The sequence below is a fragment of the Sulfitobacter mediterraneus genome (assembly GCF_016801775.1).
Taxonomy (GTDB): Bacteria; Pseudomonadota; Alphaproteobacteria; order Rhodobacterales; family Rhodobacteraceae; genus Sulfitobacter; species Sulfitobacter mediterraneus_A.
Map to the genome: position 1 here is coordinate 24,358 of NZ_CP069007.1, position 15,110 is coordinate 39,467.

12 protein-coding genes are annotated in these 15,110 nt (G+C 58.6%); 3 read left to right on the top strand and 9 right to left on the bottom strand.

Annotation, left to right across the window (positions count from 1 at the left end):
- Positions 1–24 precede the first annotated feature (24 nt).
- Complete coding sequence (gene motA / locus JNX03_RS20125; RefSeq protein ID WP_203212532.1) at positions 25–894, top strand: flagellar motor stator protein MotA; 870 nt, start codon at positions 25–27, stop codon at positions 892–894.
- A gap of 3 nt (positions 895–897) precedes the next feature.
- Positions 898–1,338, top strand: coding sequence for a flagellar motor protein (locus JNX03_RS20130; RefSeq protein ID WP_203212533.1), 441 nt, complete (start codon positions 898–900; stop codon positions 1,336–1,338).
- A gap of 15 nt (positions 1,339–1,353) precedes the next feature.
- Here the strand turns inward: JNX03_RS20130 and JNX03_RS20135 are convergent, their stop codons facing one another.
- From JNX03_RS20135 to JNX03_RS20175, 9 genes are all read right to left on the bottom strand, one after another.
- A complete protein-coding gene (locus JNX03_RS20135) occupies positions 1,354–1,749 on the bottom strand; it encodes a response regulator (RefSeq protein WP_203212534.1) in 396 nt (131 codons plus the stop codon).
- 42 nt (positions 1,750–1,791) lie between these two features.
- The gene (locus tag JNX03_RS20140; protein WP_203212535.1) at positions 1,792–5,076 is read right to left on the bottom strand and encodes a PhnD/SsuA/transferrin family substrate-binding protein; all 3,285 of its coding nucleotides are present in this window, start codon (positions 5,074–5,076) and stop codon (positions 1,792–1,794) included.
- Positions 5,077–5,082: 6 nt separating this feature from the next.
- The gene (locus JNX03_RS20145; protein ID WP_203212536.1) at positions 5,083–5,439 is read right to left on the bottom strand and encodes an Hpt domain-containing protein; all 357 of its coding nucleotides are present in this window, start codon (positions 5,437–5,439) and stop codon (positions 5,083–5,085) included.
- 199 nt (positions 5,440–5,638) lie between these two features.
- Positions 5,639–6,613 (bottom strand): response regulator, encoded by a 975-nt coding sequence (locus JNX03_RS20150; RefSeq protein ID WP_203212537.1) that lies wholly within the window; start codon positions 6,611–6,613, stop codon positions 5,639–5,641.
- 229 nt (positions 6,614–6,842) lie between these two features.
- Positions 6,843–8,381, bottom strand: a complete 1,539-nt coding sequence (locus JNX03_RS20155; RefSeq protein ID WP_203212538.1) for an indolepyruvate oxidoreductase subunit beta family protein — start codon at positions 8,379–8,381, stop codon at positions 6,843–6,845.
- Positions 8,378–10,528, bottom strand: coding sequence for an indolepyruvate ferredoxin oxidoreductase subunit alpha (locus JNX03_RS20160; RefSeq protein WP_203212539.1), 2,151 nt, complete (start codon positions 10,526–10,528; stop codon positions 8,378–8,380). Before JNX03_RS20160 ends, JNX03_RS20155 begins: the two co-directional genes overlap by 4 nt.
- A 41-nt stretch (positions 10,529–10,569) precedes the next feature.
- Positions 10,570–11,049 carry a MarR family winged helix-turn-helix transcriptional regulator gene (locus JNX03_RS20165; protein ID WP_203240767.1) on the bottom strand — a complete coding sequence of 160 codons (480 nt, stop codon included), beginning with the start codon at positions 11,047–11,049 and terminating at the stop codon, positions 10,570–10,572.
- Positions 11,046–12,608, bottom strand: a complete 1,563-nt coding sequence (locus JNX03_RS20170; RefSeq protein WP_203212540.1) for a phytoene desaturase family protein — start codon at positions 12,606–12,608, stop codon at positions 11,046–11,048. Before JNX03_RS20170 ends, JNX03_RS20165 begins: the two co-directional genes overlap by 4 nt.
- Before the next feature lie 3 nt (positions 12,609–12,611).
- Positions 12,612–13,403 (bottom strand): cyclase family protein, encoded by a 792-nt coding sequence (locus JNX03_RS20175; protein ID WP_203212541.1) that lies wholly within the window; start codon positions 13,401–13,403, stop codon positions 12,612–12,614.
- Positions 13,404–13,540: 137 nt separating this feature from the next.
- Here JNX03_RS20175 and JNX03_RS20180 point away from each other — a divergent pair, with 137 nt between their 5' ends.
- Entirely contained in the window at positions 13,541–15,109 is a 1,569-nt protein-coding gene (locus JNX03_RS20180; protein ID WP_203212542.1) for a phytoene desaturase family protein, read from the top strand.
- Position 15,110: the final 1 nt, after the last annotated feature.

Genomic DNA, 15,110 nt, shown 5'->3' on the forward strand with positions numbered 1-15,110 from the left:
ACGGACCGACGCAGAGGGCGCAAAATGACAGTTATCCTGGGTTTCGTTGTTGTTATGGGCATGGTTTTCGGCGGCTATATGCTGTCCGGGGGCGAGATGGGCATCATCACACACGCCCTGCCATTTGAAGGCATGATGATCGGCGGTGCGGCCATTGGTTCGTTCATTGCGGCCAACTCTCTGGGCGACATCAAAGGCGCGGCAAAGGGGCTCGTTAAAACCTTCAAAGGGCCCAAGTGGAAGAATAAAGATTACATCGATCTGCTGAACCTGATGTTCACACTGGCCAAGATGTACCAACAGAACGGCATGTTGTCCCTCGATGAACACATTGAAAACCCTAAGGAAAGCACGATCTTTTCCCAATACCCCAAGCTGCAGAAAGATCACTTTGCCATTGATTTGATCACCGACAGTTTCCGTATGCTCGCCCTGCAGTTTGATGACCCCTACCAGGCCGAAGACGTGATCAACCGCAAGCTCAAGAAACACCATCACGAGGCGCTTGTTGCACCGCATGGCCTCACTGTTGTGGGCGACGCTTTGCCTGCGATCGGGATTGTTGCGGCGGTTTTGGGCGTTATCAAAACCATGGCCTCCATCGACAAACCGCCCGCCATTCTCGGTGGTATGATCGGCGGCGCTTTGGTGGGGACGTTCTTGGGAGTTTTCCTTGCCTATCTTTTTGTGGCTCCGCTGGCCAACCGGCTTGAGGCCATCGAAGAGCAGGACGGCATTTACTACGCTGTGATCCGCGACATCTTCATCGCGATGCTGCACAACCATTCGCCTGCCATCTGCACCGAGATTGGCCGCGGCAACATCCCAAGCAACCTGCAGCCATCCTTCTATGAGATGGAAGAGGCACGACAGTCGGCGCCAGAGGCCGCTTAACCGATGCCTCCGCGCAACCGCTTGGCCGCGCTCAAGCTGATTGGCCGCATCAAACAACACGAACTGGAAAGCATCGGCGCGGAACTCTCTGCCCTGCGTGCCGCCCAATCGGATCTGGACCGGCAAAGCGCAGATCTGTCCCAGCAGGCCGCGACCGAAGCCAGCCAAAGCAACGCAGACACCCGCCCCTATCTGCCCGGCTATCTCAAATCAGTTGATATCAAGCAGCGCGGCCTCGAAGAAGAACGTGAAAAACTCGAAGAACAGGCCGCGCTGGCCGAAGCCCGCTTGTTCACCGCGTTCCGCGAGACCAAGACCAACGAAACAGTGCTGGATCGTGCGGTCAAAGAACAAAAGTCAGAAGAGGCGCGTGCCGAAATCGCCGCGCTGGATGATGCAGGCCGCAATCTGTTCTTGCTCAAACGGGGCGAGGGCGAGGGGTAGCTTTCCCCGAAAGGGTCAGGCCGCCGCCTCGTATTTTGTGGTCCAGATCTCGTTTATCTGATCGGCCAATGTCATCGGATCAAAAGGTTTGCCAATCACGTCCAGATCGGCCGGATGCACGATCAACCCTTCGCCGCCGTCCATCAACCGCGCCGTCAGATAGATACAAGGCACGTTCTCGAACCCTGGCATCTTGCGGATTTCCACCAATGTCTCTGGCCCGGTCAACCCCGGCATCTGTACATCGCTCAAGATCAATTGCGGTTGAAATTCCTCGATCACCGCCAGCGCCTTGTCGCCGCGATCCACCTGCATGATGTCGAAATCGCCCACAAGATTCAGGGCCATTCCAGTGATCTGCAAAATCTCGGCATCGTCTTCGACGTGCAAAATCTTCTTTAGCTCAGCCATCCTGTTTCCCCGCTTTCCACGTTTTAGTTTTCCGTTTCATTTTCACGCCCGCCGCCGACCGCGTCCGCCACCACTTGCGAATTTCGAGACCACGCCCCGGCCCGCCTGCTTTTTCTCGGCCGAAGAAACGATCAGCGTCACCGGCCAACCGGATGGCAAACGCCCGCCCTGCATCGGGAACAGGGCCAGCGTCGCGGCATCATTGCCCTCGCCAAAATGCGCGATCAAGTCATATTGGGTCTCGCGCGACTTTGTGACGGCTGCACCCTTGTTCCGGACCGTTTCTATCTCCTGCTCGGCCAACCATTGAGCGACCTCTTTGTCGTCGCTGATCCCCAGAACCTTGGCCATCTCACCACCTTCACCGACAAGCAGATCACTGCATTCGCGCAACCAATCCCGCACCATTGTACCCGACGTGATATTGCGTGCGGCAACATCCTGCCGAGCGTTCTTTGGCTGCGTGATCTCGATGACGGAAACGTCACAGTTTTCCAGATCGTCACGCTGCAGCAGCTCCACCATCAAGGCTTGCTCATGGCTCGACAGCCAGTTCAATACCGTCGACTGACCCACGACGCCGCGGCCCTTTGCGACCTGCAATGCGTTCACGCGGCCAAGCTCGAATTTAACGTTCGTTCCAGTTTCGCGGCTTTTGGTTACCAAACGGTCAATCGCGGTTTCACCCACTAGGGGCGTCGCAATCGCAACCGTATCCGGCAAGGTATCGGTAAAGGTCAGGTCTGCGCTGTCGTCAGATCCCTTGCGCGAGATCGGCACAACCGTTTCGCCATCCAGCATCGGCAGATCGACAAAAAATTCGGTGCCGATGCCTTCTTTGCTGATAAATGCAATCCGGCCTTTGTGATGCTCAACGATCAGTTTCACAATCGACAGGCCAAGACCGGTGCCGCCCTTGGACCGGGTGTCAGAACTGTCCGCTTGGGTAAACTTGTCAAAGATCGTGGCCTGCGCCTTTTCCGGAATGCCATCACCAAAGTCCCGGATAGAAATGCGCAAACGGCCTTCATACTCCCTCAAGGACACCAGGATCTCCGATCCCTTGTGCGAGAACTTGGCCGCGTTCGACATCAGGTTGTCCATCACCTGCGTCAGGCGCGTGGCATCGCCATAGGTGCGGAATTCATTCTCTTTCGCATCGCCAATCCGCCGCAAGGTCACGCCAAACTTCTCGGCATAGAACTTGTTCGCCTCAAGCGCGTCAGACACGACCGTGTTCAGATCAAACGTCTGCATCTTATAATCCATCTTGCCCGAGCTGATTTTCTCAAGGTCAAGAATGTCGTTGATCAGCGTCACCAGCCGGTCACAGTTTGACGCGGCCATATTGATCACGCCGTTCATCTTCTCCGGCACTTCACCCACCGCACCCGATACCGCAAGGCCAAGCGCCCCTTTCATCGAGGTCAGCGGCGTGCGCAATTCATGGCTGACCGTTGCGATAAATTCGTTCTTGGCTTTCTCCACCGCCTTGCGTTCGGAGATATCGCGATAAATCACGATAAGGCGCGGCTCATCCTGTTCGGGCTGGGCATATTCAAGGCTGATCTCATAGGTAACATCGAACTTGCCTTCGACCTCCCATGTGACGCGCCGTTGCGGTCCGGCGATGGTCGCCTCCGCCCGCATTTTCAGCGCCTCGAAGTCCTCTTTGGTGATAAAGTCAGAGGCTTTCTTGCCTTTCCAAGTGCCGCCCATCCGTTCACCGATCAGCAGCTGATGCGCGGAAGAATTGACGTACATCAGTTCAAACGTACCGGGGCGCATGACGATGACCTGATCCTGGATCAACTCCAACGTGTTGTTGAACCGGCTTTCGGACACGCCCGTGCGGGTCTCGGTCACATCTGAGGCAACAATGGCGATCTCGCTCAAGGTGTTCGATGCGCTGGTCACCGGAATGAATGTACATTGCACCCAAGCGGACTTGTCATCGCCGCGCGTCAATTGCAACGGCCCCTGCCAAGGCGCGCCCGATTGCATGGCGGCCATGATCTCGGTCTCCAGCAGACTTTGATTTGTCTCGTTCAACAGCGTCGCCAGATGGTTCTGCATCAGGCTGGATCGTGGCCGGTCAAGCGCCTTCAGAAGCCTTTCATTCACATGCGATATGACGCCGTCCTTGGTAAGCATACAAAAGACCGTGTGGTCCTCGATCGCATTGCGATAAAACTGTTTTGACCGCACCTCCGATTGCAGGACGTTCTTGCGGGCTTCGGCCAGCTGCGCATTGCGCCGCACCTGAAACGCCAAAAACGCAAGTGACAGAACAATCAGTGTGCCAAGCCCGATCACCGGCCACTGGTATGCGGAATAAATCCGCGTCGCCGCACGGCGCAGATAGTTTTCATATGGCCGCGCCCGGAGCGAGATCAAAAGCTCATGCACCGTTTGGTAGTTTTGCGGCGCTTGCCACACCACGCCGCCCGCCGATTGTGACACGTCGCTGTCCACGGTCACCGACAACAGGCTGTTGATCACCAGCGCCAAAACCTCTTCTGGGACATCCGGCACCGCCGAGATGACCCAATCAGGATAAAGCGGCGTGCTGACCCAGAACGGATAACCGTCGTGATCCATCGCCCCCAAGGGTCGAAAATCATCCAGCGACAGCGCCCCCTGTTTGGCAAGGTTCTCCAAAACCCCGGCGCGGACCACCCCGACATCGACGAGGCCGGTTTGCACCGCATAAACAACCTCGCGCTGGTTGCCGCCCGAAAACATCACGTTCGAACCAAAGTCTTCCGGCTCCAGCCGGTTTTTGCGAAACTCCTGCTGTGCCAATTGCCAGCCGGTCATCTCCTGCGCTGCAACCCCCATGATCGGGCGGCCTGCAACATCTTCCAAATCGCGGATATCACTGTCAGCGCGGACAAACACCACCGCGCCCGTTTCGTCATAGGTGACACCGTTCCACATATGCGCAACAGACAGCAACGCCCGCGCCCCGCTTTCGACTTCACCCACCACAAAGGTGGCAGGATCGCCAAGGAACAGATCAATCCGGTCCTCCGCAATACCGTCAAGCAATGACAGATCCGTATGCGGCTCGATCTTGAACCGATAGGGCAGGTTCTGGTTTTCGGCGGCGCCGTTCAACAGATCAATGGTCGGTGTCCACGCCTCCAACGCGCGTGTCGCGCCTTCGGTCGCCAGAATGCCAACCCGGATTTCAGTGTCAGAGGTGTCCTGCGCCATCGCGGCGCGGCCCGCCACCATCCACAGCGCACAGACAATCACCAACCCGAGCCGCACAAGCGCCCCGATCGTCAGCCCTGTCGGCATGATGTGAAAAAGGCGGTGCATGCGCGATCAGGTCACGTTCAAGCTTGCGTCGATCTGGTCGAGCATCGCAACCAGGTCCGCTTCGATCCCCTCGGTATTCATCGGTCGCGGCCCGTCCTGAACATCGCGGATGTTCTGTTCCAGCTTTGCGGCCATCGCGCCAATCTCTGCAAATCCGAAAGAACCCGCCTGCCCGTGCAACTTGTGCGCACGTTGGCAAATTTCATCGACCACCTTTTCGGTGTCTTCATCTTCATAAAGCTGATCCATCAAGGCGTCGAACTCTGCAACGCGCTCTGGCATGGATTGTACAAACCGTTCTTTGATCTTGGCCAGGCCGGCCTGCAACTTTTCGAGATTCGAATCTTGGGGTGCCTGCATCATGGTTTCAAACTGCCTCGGGTGGTTTTTGTATTTTCGGTATTTTTCCTACCGTTAAGGACAATCTTAACATAAAGCGGAAAACCGGTCTCTGAAAATTCCCGCATAAGTTAAATCGTGGTTAAGGAATTGAATCCGAATTTCACGTTCTCGTGTCTCTGCGGCCTTTTTGCCACGGCCCACTCAACAGGAGGCGCCTTGCCTATTGGAAACTGAGCCTTTGAAACAGGCGCGCTGCGATTGACCGTGCCGGCCGGTCCACGTGGCTGGCCTCGCGGCTTTCCAAACCGTCCAGCGCCCGTTCGATAAACTTCAGATCCTTGGGCCGGTCAAAGGCCTTGGGCACACAGGCCGGACCAACAATGACGCTCAACCCATTCACGGCGATGCCGGATGGCACATATTCATCTTCGCTCAGAACCAGCGCCAGCTCGCTTTGCAGCGCGGTGATGTCCATCAAACGGGTGTGATCGCAAATGCACAAGAACTTGCCCTCACCGATGTAGGACATGAACGCCTGAGTGCCGAGCAAGGTTTCCGAAATCGCCCGCGCAATCCCGGTCAAAACCTTGGCAAACCGTGCGCTGGTGGTGGTGGCATGCACCTCTTTTAGTTCGGGAATATGGATCGCAAAGGCGACCATCGCAAAAATGCGCTGCTTCTGGATCGACCGGGCATAATTCTCCAGCACCGTCATGCGGATGAACCCGTTTACCGACCCTGTCACGGGAACCGGATAATCATAGCCGGTCTTGGGCGTTGCGCCACGTCCAGTGGGGTCAAACATACCCATGCGCCCATAAGGGTTGCTCCGCTCCACATTCCGCACCCGCGACATCAGCTCAACCACATCAAACGGTTTGACGGTGTAGTCGGTCGCGCCTGCGGCAAAGGCATAATCGATATAGGGTTTATCGCTCATCGCCGTGATCATCAGGATCGGGGTTTCCGCATAATCGGGCATCTGCCGCACGGTGCGGCACAGTTCGATCCCGTCCATGCCGGGCATCTGGATATCCAGCATCAAACAATCAAAGGGCGCATCCTGCGCGTGCAGGGCGGTCAAGGCATCGTCTGCACCTGTGGCTGTAACCAGATCTTCATATCCATAGCCGGACAGAATTTCGGTCAGCAGGTCGAGAATTACCGGGTCATCATCAACGATCAGAAACTTCATGTTTTGCTTCAACACCCTTGCGAGTGTTCCATTCAATGTCCGCCTCTGACGCGCAACCGCAGAGATGGAAAGCCTCTTTTGCCTTCTGGCAGAGAGCGGCGAACAGGATAAGCCCCACCCAATTCTACCGATGCTAGAGTGGTGGCACGAGAATGTGGCGCAATTTAGACAGCTTGCCTCAAATCCTAACAATGACCGCGATTTTTTGATTTAATTGGTTAACGCTCTGTTAAATAAAGCTTCTGATCGTCTGTATGGCACCGTCCAGCGCCTTGCCGTCCGGGTCTTGCAGTGCCGCTTCGCGCAGACGTGCGACCCATTCCGCCGCATCCTCGCGCCCGTCCAACAGTTTGGCGGCCTCCATCACCTTGGCAAACTTCGACAGCCCCCGCGCATGGGTATCCGAGTATCCTTTGACAAGCCGTCTGCATTTCAACAACTCGACGGACAGCGCATAGTCGCGTTCCAACGGGGCAAGACTGTGGCGTAGCCAATCCTTCAAATGGGCCTGTTCGACCTCATGCCGCCGCGTGCGCCGCCGATATCCCTTCAGCCCGCCCAGCAGATGCAACATCACAAAAGACCGCAACCGATGCGTCCGCAGCCGCCGACCCTTGTTGAACCACCGGTCCAGCAGCGCCATGCGGCGCGGGCTGGCCTCCCATTTCGCGCCCATCTTCGCGGGCATCAGGCTGGCGATCTCTTCGGCGCGGGGATGAAAAAACTCCATCAGCTCAAGCACCTGCCCATCGCCGACATTCATCTCGCCATTGATCCGGTCAAACCTTGTGCTGCGTGTCTTGAGATCGGCCACCCGAATGATGTCATCATAGGCCATAGCATTGGCAACATATTTTGCCGCCGCAGCGCTCAGCGCCCAGTCATGCGCCGCAGTGTCACGGGCCAAGACACCCTCAAGATGATCAAGGTATTCACCGCCATAGGCACAATCGAGAAAATCCACGACCTTGGCCAAACCGGCCTTTGCCATGTCTTGCACGGGGTCCGGCATCGCGGCAATCCGCGCCATCAAGGCCTGCCAGTCTTTCATCATTGCGGGCGGGCCGCTGACCTGAGCGCTGTCCGCTGCAGCTGCCGGTGCCTCCAAGGCCGCCCCTTCGCCCTGCGCCGCCTCAAACCCGGCGGCAAAACCGCGCAAGGAGGCTTCAACCCCTTTGCCGCCCGCGCGGATCGCCTCTTCGAACGCGGCGCGGGGAAACGGCAAGGCGCCTGATCCCGCCAAAGCGCCAAACAGGCTGGAGGAAATCACCGACCCCTGTTCAATGGCCAGCTTGTCCATATCCGCAAGGATCAATCGCTGCGCAGCAATCTCTGCTGCGGCGCGCACTTCGTCGGCATCGGCAATCCCGTCACCGGGAGCCATTTTCTCAGACACTGCAAGCGCCCGATGTGTCGATCCAATCAAGGTGGTGCGATCCGGCGTCACAAAGCCGCGCATGATGGACCGGCCCACCTCCATCATCTCGGCGGCGATCATCACATCCACATCACCCCCCGACGGGGCCAGCGCAAAAACCGGTGCCTGATCGCTCTTTGGGGTCATCTCAACATAATAGATTGTCGCGCCCGTCCGCTGGGCCACGCCCGCCACCGATGTCGCCTGACAGGCATAGCCCTGCGCCCGCGCCAAGGCTTCGATCCAGCCGGTCAAAACGCCGCCGCCCTGCCCGCCTACGGCCAGCACCGCCAGCTTGATGATCTGCCCCACGCGGGCATCCGGCGTCTTTTGTTGCAAGACCATGTTCATTGGCCCGCCCCCATGACAGCCAATCGTTTGCCCGCTCGCCGCCTTTGCAACCAGCCAATGACCCGCACCCTGAGCCCAGCCCGCCAGCGTTCAAATCCGCCGGGGTTATGCACCACATCCGCCCGATAAAACGATGGGCACAGAACCGCGGCATCCGCCACCTCGCCGCAATTTCCACAGCCCACACAAGTTTGATCAATATGCGCAACCGGATCATCGCGCAGCGGATCGTCCAGCCGTTTCAATGACAAAGACGGACAGCCCGACAACCGGATACAGGCGTGATCGCCCGTACACACATCCGCGTCCACACCAAAGCGCGGCACATCCACCCGCCGCCCTTCCTTGATCGCGGCATTGCGCAGGGGTTTTTCCCGCCGCTGTTTGTTCAGCATACATTCGGAAGAGGCCACGATCACCTTGGGCCCTTTGAAATCCGTCAGCAATGCCTCGCGCACCGTGTCGCGCACCTTGGCCACGTCATAGGTGTGATCAATCTGGCGAATCCATTCCACCCCCACACCCTTGAGCGCGGCAGAGATCGGATTGCCCGTTGATTTGGTGTCATTATGCGCCCGAGAAGACAGAACATCCTGCCCCCCCGTCGCGGCGGAATAATAGTTATCGACAATCACAACAACATTGTCGGACTTGTTGAACACCATGTTCCCGATCGAGCTGGACAACCCGTTGTGCCAGAACCCGCCATCCCCCAGCATCGAAATGGCCCGCCGTTCGCCGCCCCCGTCAAAGGCCGCATTGGCCGCTGGTCCCAGGCCATAGCCCATCGTCGCGCCGCCAATCTCAAAGGGCGGCAAAGAGCCAAACAAATGGCATCCGATATCGCCTGTGATCTGGTGCTTGCCCAACTCCTGTTCAACCAGCTTCATACCCGCAAAAATCGGCCGTTCGGGGCATCCTGTACAAAATCCCGGTGGACGGATCGGCACGGTCTTGCTCAGGTCCGGGATCTGCGGCGCTTCGGCATTGGGGGCACGCACCTTGCCCGGCAACATCTCCGGCGCGGCGGCTTTCAAAAACGCCGTGACCCCGTCCAACATCACCTGTCCGGTGTATTCCCCCGCCATCGGCAAGACGTCCTTGCCATAGAGCTTGAGCTTGGCCCCCGCCTTGTAAAGGAACGCGCCAAGCTGCTGTTCGATATGCTCCGGCTGGCCTTCCTCGACCACCAGAATATGATCCTTGCCCGCACAGAAGGCGTCAAATTCGTCTCTCACAATGGGATAAGTGACGTTCAGGCAGTAAATCGGCACCTCGGTCTTGCCAAAAACATCGGCCAGCCCAAGCCGCTGCAAGGCGCGGATCAACCCGTTGTACATGCCCCCCTGCACCACGATTCCCAGTGGCGCTTTTTCGGGGCCGAACACCTCGTTCAGCTTGTTTTCCGTGATGAATCTTTCCGCCGCCGGCCAGCGGTTCTTGATCTTGTCCTGCTCGTGCACATAGCTCATCGGCGGCAGCACAACCCGGTTGAAATCCGACTGCGGATTGGCAATCGCCTGTTTCACCGTCAGCGGCGGCGCAACGTTGTCGCGGGTTTCAAAGCTGCCGGTCACATGGCACGACCGGATGCGCACCATCAACATCACCGGCGTATTGCTGGCCTCGGACAGCTCAAACCCGTCTTTCACCGCCTTGGTGATCGACGGCAGGTTCGGGCGCGGGTCGAGCAGCCAAAACTGCGATTTCATCGCAAATCCGTGGGACCGTTCCTGCATGATCGACGATCCCTCGCCGTAATCCTCGCCAACGATGATCAACGCCCCGCCATTGACGCCGCTGGAACACAGGTTCGCCAAGGCATCGGACGCCACATTGACCCCGACCGGCCCTTTAAACGTCACCGCGCCGCGAATGGGATAATGCACCGATGCCGCCAGCATCGCCGCCGCTGCCGCCTCGCTTGCGTTGGCCTCAAACCGCACGCCCAGCTCGGCCATCAATTCCTCGGCGTCCGCCAGAACATCCATCAGATGCGAGATCGGCGCGCCCTGATAGCCACCCACATAGCCCACACCGTTTTCCAAAAGCGCCTTGGTGATCGCCAGAATCCCTTCACCGGTGAAGGTATCACCTGCACCCTTGCGCAGATGCTCCACCTCCGCTTTGAAAGACCGTTCAGCCATGATTGAAACTCCGGTTCTTGTCTCTGGGCGCAGCCTGGCGCTTAGAAATCATGCTTGCGAATGTTGCGCAGGATCTTTTGCAACGTGCCGACAAAGGCCCGCTTCTCATCTTCATCGATGCCGACAAACATCGCCTCATAGGCCGCCGCCATATGCGGCCAAAGCCGCTCGTAGGCTTCGCGCCCGGTGTTGGTCAGAAACACCCGCGTGGCGCGGCTGTCGTTCTCGTCGGTCTCCCGACGGATCAACCCGTTCTGCGCCAGTTGGTCCAGCGCCCGGCTGAGTGTCGATTGTTGCACCACCGCATAGACCGCCAGTTCGCGGATCAGCACTCCATCAACCACAGACAAAACCGCCAGTGAACGCATCTGTGGTGTGGTCAGACCCAACGCCGCCATCTCCGAATTGATCGCCGCGTTATACCGCCCGATAATCCGGTTCATCAGATAGGGCGCAAAGTTCTCCAGCCCCATTTCCCCAAGGCGGGGGGATGCCACGTCAGCGTCTTTCATATCGGTCATGCACCAAGCCTTTTTGCCACGTTGAAACCTGATCCTCCGCCTAGCCCCGGACCGGGATGGGTGGAAGCACCAATATGAAAAAGCCCGGCAACGTCGGTGTCATTGTTCACCTGCCCAGCCTGCGGCCGCCAGACAAAGAACTGATCCATCGCGCAGGCCCCGCCATAGGGATCACCGCCGACCAGATTGATGTTCATCTGTTCCAGATCAGCAGGGGAATAGGCCCGCCGCTTCAGCTTGATCTGATCCCAGTTGCGGATGTGTCGCGCCAGGATGGCCTCAATGCGGTCGGCAAAAGCCTCGCGCATGGTCTCGGTCCATTCCGGCACGGTGGCAATCTCGCCCGCCGCATCGCCCTTGATCACTCCCGGCGCATCGGGGATCTGCAGCCACAGCAGCGCCTTACCATCGGGGCAGCGGCTGGGATCCATCCGGTGCGGTTGCCCCACACAGATCGTGGGACAAGCGGGCAAAAGCCCGCGTTCGGCTTCATTGCTTGATTTAGAGACTGAATCGACCCCATCCGCCAAATGGATCAGCGCCACATCATCCAGCCCTTCGGCGGCCCATTCCACCGGACCGTCCAACGCAAAATGCAGCTGGAAATTGCCCCGCCCATGGCGGAATTTCTTGGTCTCATCCGGGCGCGGCTGATCGGCCAGCAACCCGTCATAGAGTTGCCCCGGCGCGGTGCTGGCAATCACATTGCCCGCCTCGATCCGCTCGCCCGTCGCGGTCTGCACGCCCACGGCTTTGCCATTCTCAATCAGGATCTTGGCCGCCTCAACACCCGTGCGGATTTCCCCGCCATTCGCCTTTATCAGAGAGGCAAATGCCGTTGCCGCCTGCCCTGCTCCGCCTTTGACAACCGGCGCGCCCGCCGCCTCAAGGGCAAAGGCGATGACCCGCGCCATCTGGCCGCCATAGCTGGCTTCCGGCGTCAATCCCACATGCAAAACCCATGGCGCCCAAAGTGCCTGAACATCTGCACTTTGATACCGTGTTTCCAACCATCCGCGGGCCGGTTCCAACGCTGCCCCGAACCAGGCCTTGAGCGGGGTCAAGCCACGCTTCCACGCCTGTTTCGCCAACAGCCACGCCGTCTGCCGGGACCACAAAGGTTGCCCCAGCAGCGCAAACAGAAACTCCGCATCCTGCTCAATCGCGCCCACATCTGCGCGGTGCTGATCGCCATCCCCTGCGGCACGGGCATTGAATGCGGCGACATTGGCGTCGCGATCCATGCTCAGCGTCAGGGCCGATCCATCCGGTCGCAACACCGCTGTCGGATGCTGTGTGTGACAGAACTCCAACCCGTGTTTCGCCAGATCCTCGCCCAAGGCCCCATGCGCCGGACCGGTCAGAAACAGAACAAAGGTCGCCGCCATCACATCGTGATGATATCCCGGCAATGTCACATCATCCGAAGTGTACATACACCCGCCGATGCGGTCTTCGCGTTCAATCACCAGCACGCTGTCGCCCTTGCGCACCAGCATCGCGGCGGCCACCAATGCATTGATGCCCGACCCGATGATCAGATGGTCAACCTTTGACACCCGTCAGCCCTTGGGAACCAAAGCCAATGCCCGGATAGGGCTGCCTGTGCCGTTCTTGATCTTCAGCGGCGCGGCAATCAGGATCGCGCCCTTGGCGGGCAGTTTGTCCAGATTGGCCAGTGACGCCAGACCAAAGCAATTGTCGCGGTGCAGCAGGTTATGCGCCGGATAGGGCGGCTCCATTCCACCCGCTTGGCCCGCGTCCGTGCCTATGCACTGCGTGCCCCAGCCAACGATTTTCTTACTCAAAAGATATTCAATGCAATCCGGCGTCGGTCCGGGGCTGTGCGGGCCGGTTTCATCGGCATTCAGGAACTTGGCCTCATCATCCACGCGGCTGTCCCAATCGGTGCGCATCACCACCCATTCGCCTGCGCCAATCTCGCCATGTTCCTTTTCCCAGGCCTTCACCCCATCCGCGGTCAGCAGGAAATCCTCGTTCTCGGCACTTTCTTTTGAGCAATCGATCACGTTCACCGGCGCAACCAGACGCTGCACATCCAGTTTGTCAGTATAACCGTCCGGATAATCCTTGCCGGTGATCCAGTGATGCGGCGCGTCAAAATGGGTGCCGGAATGCTCCCCCAACACCATCCAGTTCCAGGCAAAGAACGGGCCGTCATTGTCATATTCACTGATCTTGTGGATCTCGACCTTGGGCGTGTTCTTGGCAAAATCCGGTGGCAGCTGAAGGATTGGCGTGTCCGGGCCAAGCACCCCGGAACAATCCACAACTTCCACTCCACCAGAGGCCAGCATCGCCCCCAAATTGCTTACGACATCCGCAGCGCTCATGTTTCTCACTCCCTGAAGGTTGCGCGATTTTGCTCCGCGCAATGTTTGTCGCGTGTTGGCCACGCAGGTTTGGATGAATCAATGCTAGACAAGTTTACATGCATTTGCAATTATCTTGTTCGGGAGGATCGTCAGAAATGACCATGGAACCGGACGCGATATTCATCGGCGCAGGGCACAACAGCCTTGCCTGTGCGTGCCATTTGGCAGCGCGCGGTTGGTCCGTTGAGATCTTTGAACAAGCGCCCGAACCCGGCGGCGCGGTCAAAACAGGCGCTTATACCCTGCCGGGGTTCCGCCACGATTGGGCCGCGATGAACCTGTCGCTTTTTGCCGGATCGGCCTTTCACACAGAGCATGCAGAGGAACTGTCCAAACATGGGCTGGCTTTCGCGCCCACCGGCAATCCCTTTGCCAGCGTGTTCCCAGACGGGCGCTGGCTTGGTATCTCCAATGACCCCGCGATCACCAAGGCTCGCGTGCGTGGTTTTTCCGATGCCGACGCACAGGCCTGGCAAGATCTGACAGACGGTTTTCCGGACATGGCAGATTCGGTTTTTGCCGTGTTGGGCAGCCCGATGAATTTACGTGCATTTTCATCCTTAGGGTGGAAGACATGGCGCAAGCGCGGCGGCGGCGGCACGCTTGATCTGGCCCGTTTCATGTTGATGTCGCCCCGCGCATGGCTTGATCAGACCTTTGAAAGTGACCACGTCAAAGCGACCCTTGCCGCCTGGGGCATGCACCTCGATTTCGCGCCCGATATCGCGGGCGGCGCGGTTTTTCCCTATCTCGAAGCGATGGCAGGTCAGGCATTTGGCATGGTTCTGGGCCAGGGCGGCGCAGACACGATGACCAAGGCCATGATCAAGATGATCGAGGCACGTGGCGGCAAGGTGCATTGCAACGCCGAGGTGACAGCGATCGAACAGGCCGGCGGTCGCGCCACGGGTATTACGCTGGCTGATGGCCGTTTCATTGGCGCCTCCAAGGCCGTGATTGCCAATGTCGCGCCCTCAGCCTTGATGAAGCTGACCGGCGGCACCGGCGATGCGCGTCACGAGACCGCAATGACCGGATTTCAACACGCTCCCGGCACGATGATGATCCATCTGGCGATGGACGCCCTGCCCGATTGGTCCGCGCCGGAACTCAAACGTTTCGCCTATGTGCATCTGGCCCCGTCGATGGATCAGATGGCCCGCACCTATGCGCAGGCCAAGGCCGGATTGCTGCCCGATGAGCCCGTTATCGTTTGCGGACAACCCACCGTGGTTGATCCCTCGCGCGCCCCTGCGGGCAAACATGTATTGTGGTTGCAAGTGCGCATGGCGCCGGGCGAAATCAAAGGTGATGCCGCTGGCACCATTCCTGACACAAATTGGCAGGATGCCGCGACGCCCTTTGCCGAACGGGCCCTTGATATTGTTGAACGTTACGCCCCCGGCACACGGGACAAGATCCTTGGCCAGCATATCGTCACACCGGACATGTTGCAGGCCGACAATCCCAATCTAATCGGCGGTGATCAGGTCTGCGGCAGCCACCATCTGCACCAACATTTCATGAACCGGCCCGCCCGCGGCTATGCCGACGGCAGCACGCCGATCAAACATCTTTATCACACCGGGGCCGCCGTTTGGCCCGGTGGCGGAACAGGCGCGGGGCCCGGCACCCTGTTGGCCAAAAAACTTGTCGGAAAATAGC

What these genes read in the sequence shown, in the direction of transcription:
- JNX03_RS20175 (WP_203212541.1), bottom strand. Translation starts at nt 13,403, where the DNA reads ATGAGCGCTGCGGATGTCGTAAGCAATTTGGGGGCGATGCTGGCCTCT.
- motA (WP_203212532.1), top strand. Translation starts at nt 25, where the DNA reads ATGACAGTTATCCTGGGTTTCGTTGTTGTTATGGGCATGGTTTTCGGC.
- JNX03_RS20140 (WP_203212535.1), bottom strand. Translation starts at nt 5,076, where the DNA reads ATGCACCGCCTTTTTCACATCATGCCGACAGGGCTGACGATCGGGGCG.
- JNX03_RS20145 (WP_203212536.1), bottom strand. Translation starts at nt 5,439, where the DNA reads ATGATGCAGGCACCCCAAGATTCGAATCTCGAAAAGTTGCAGGCCGGC.
- JNX03_RS20165 (WP_203240767.1), bottom strand. Translation starts at nt 11,049, where the DNA reads ATGACCGATATGAAAGACGCTGACGTGGCATCCCCCCGCCTTGGGGAA.
- JNX03_RS20135 (WP_203212534.1), bottom strand. Translation starts at nt 1,749, where the DNA reads ATGGCTGAGCTAAAGAAGATTTTGCACGTCGAAGACGATGCCGAGATT.
- JNX03_RS20130 (WP_203212533.1), top strand. Translation starts at nt 898, where the DNA reads ATGCCTCCGCGCAACCGCTTGGCCGCGCTCAAGCTGATTGGCCGCATC.
- JNX03_RS20180 (WP_203212542.1), top strand. Translation starts at nt 13,541, where the DNA reads ATGACCATGGAACCGGACGCGATATTCATCGGCGCAGGGCACAACAGC.
- JNX03_RS20155 (WP_203212538.1), bottom strand. Translation starts at nt 8,381, where the DNA reads ATGAACATGGTCTTGCAACAAAAGACGCCGGATGCCCGCGTGGGGCAG.
- JNX03_RS20150 (WP_203212537.1), bottom strand. Translation starts at nt 6,613, where the DNA reads ATGAAGTTTCTGATCGTTGATGATGACCCGGTAATTCTCGACCTGCTG.
- JNX03_RS20160 (WP_203212539.1), bottom strand. Translation starts at nt 10,528, where the DNA reads ATGGCTGAACGGTCTTTCAAAGCGGAGGTGGAGCATCTGCGCAAGGGT.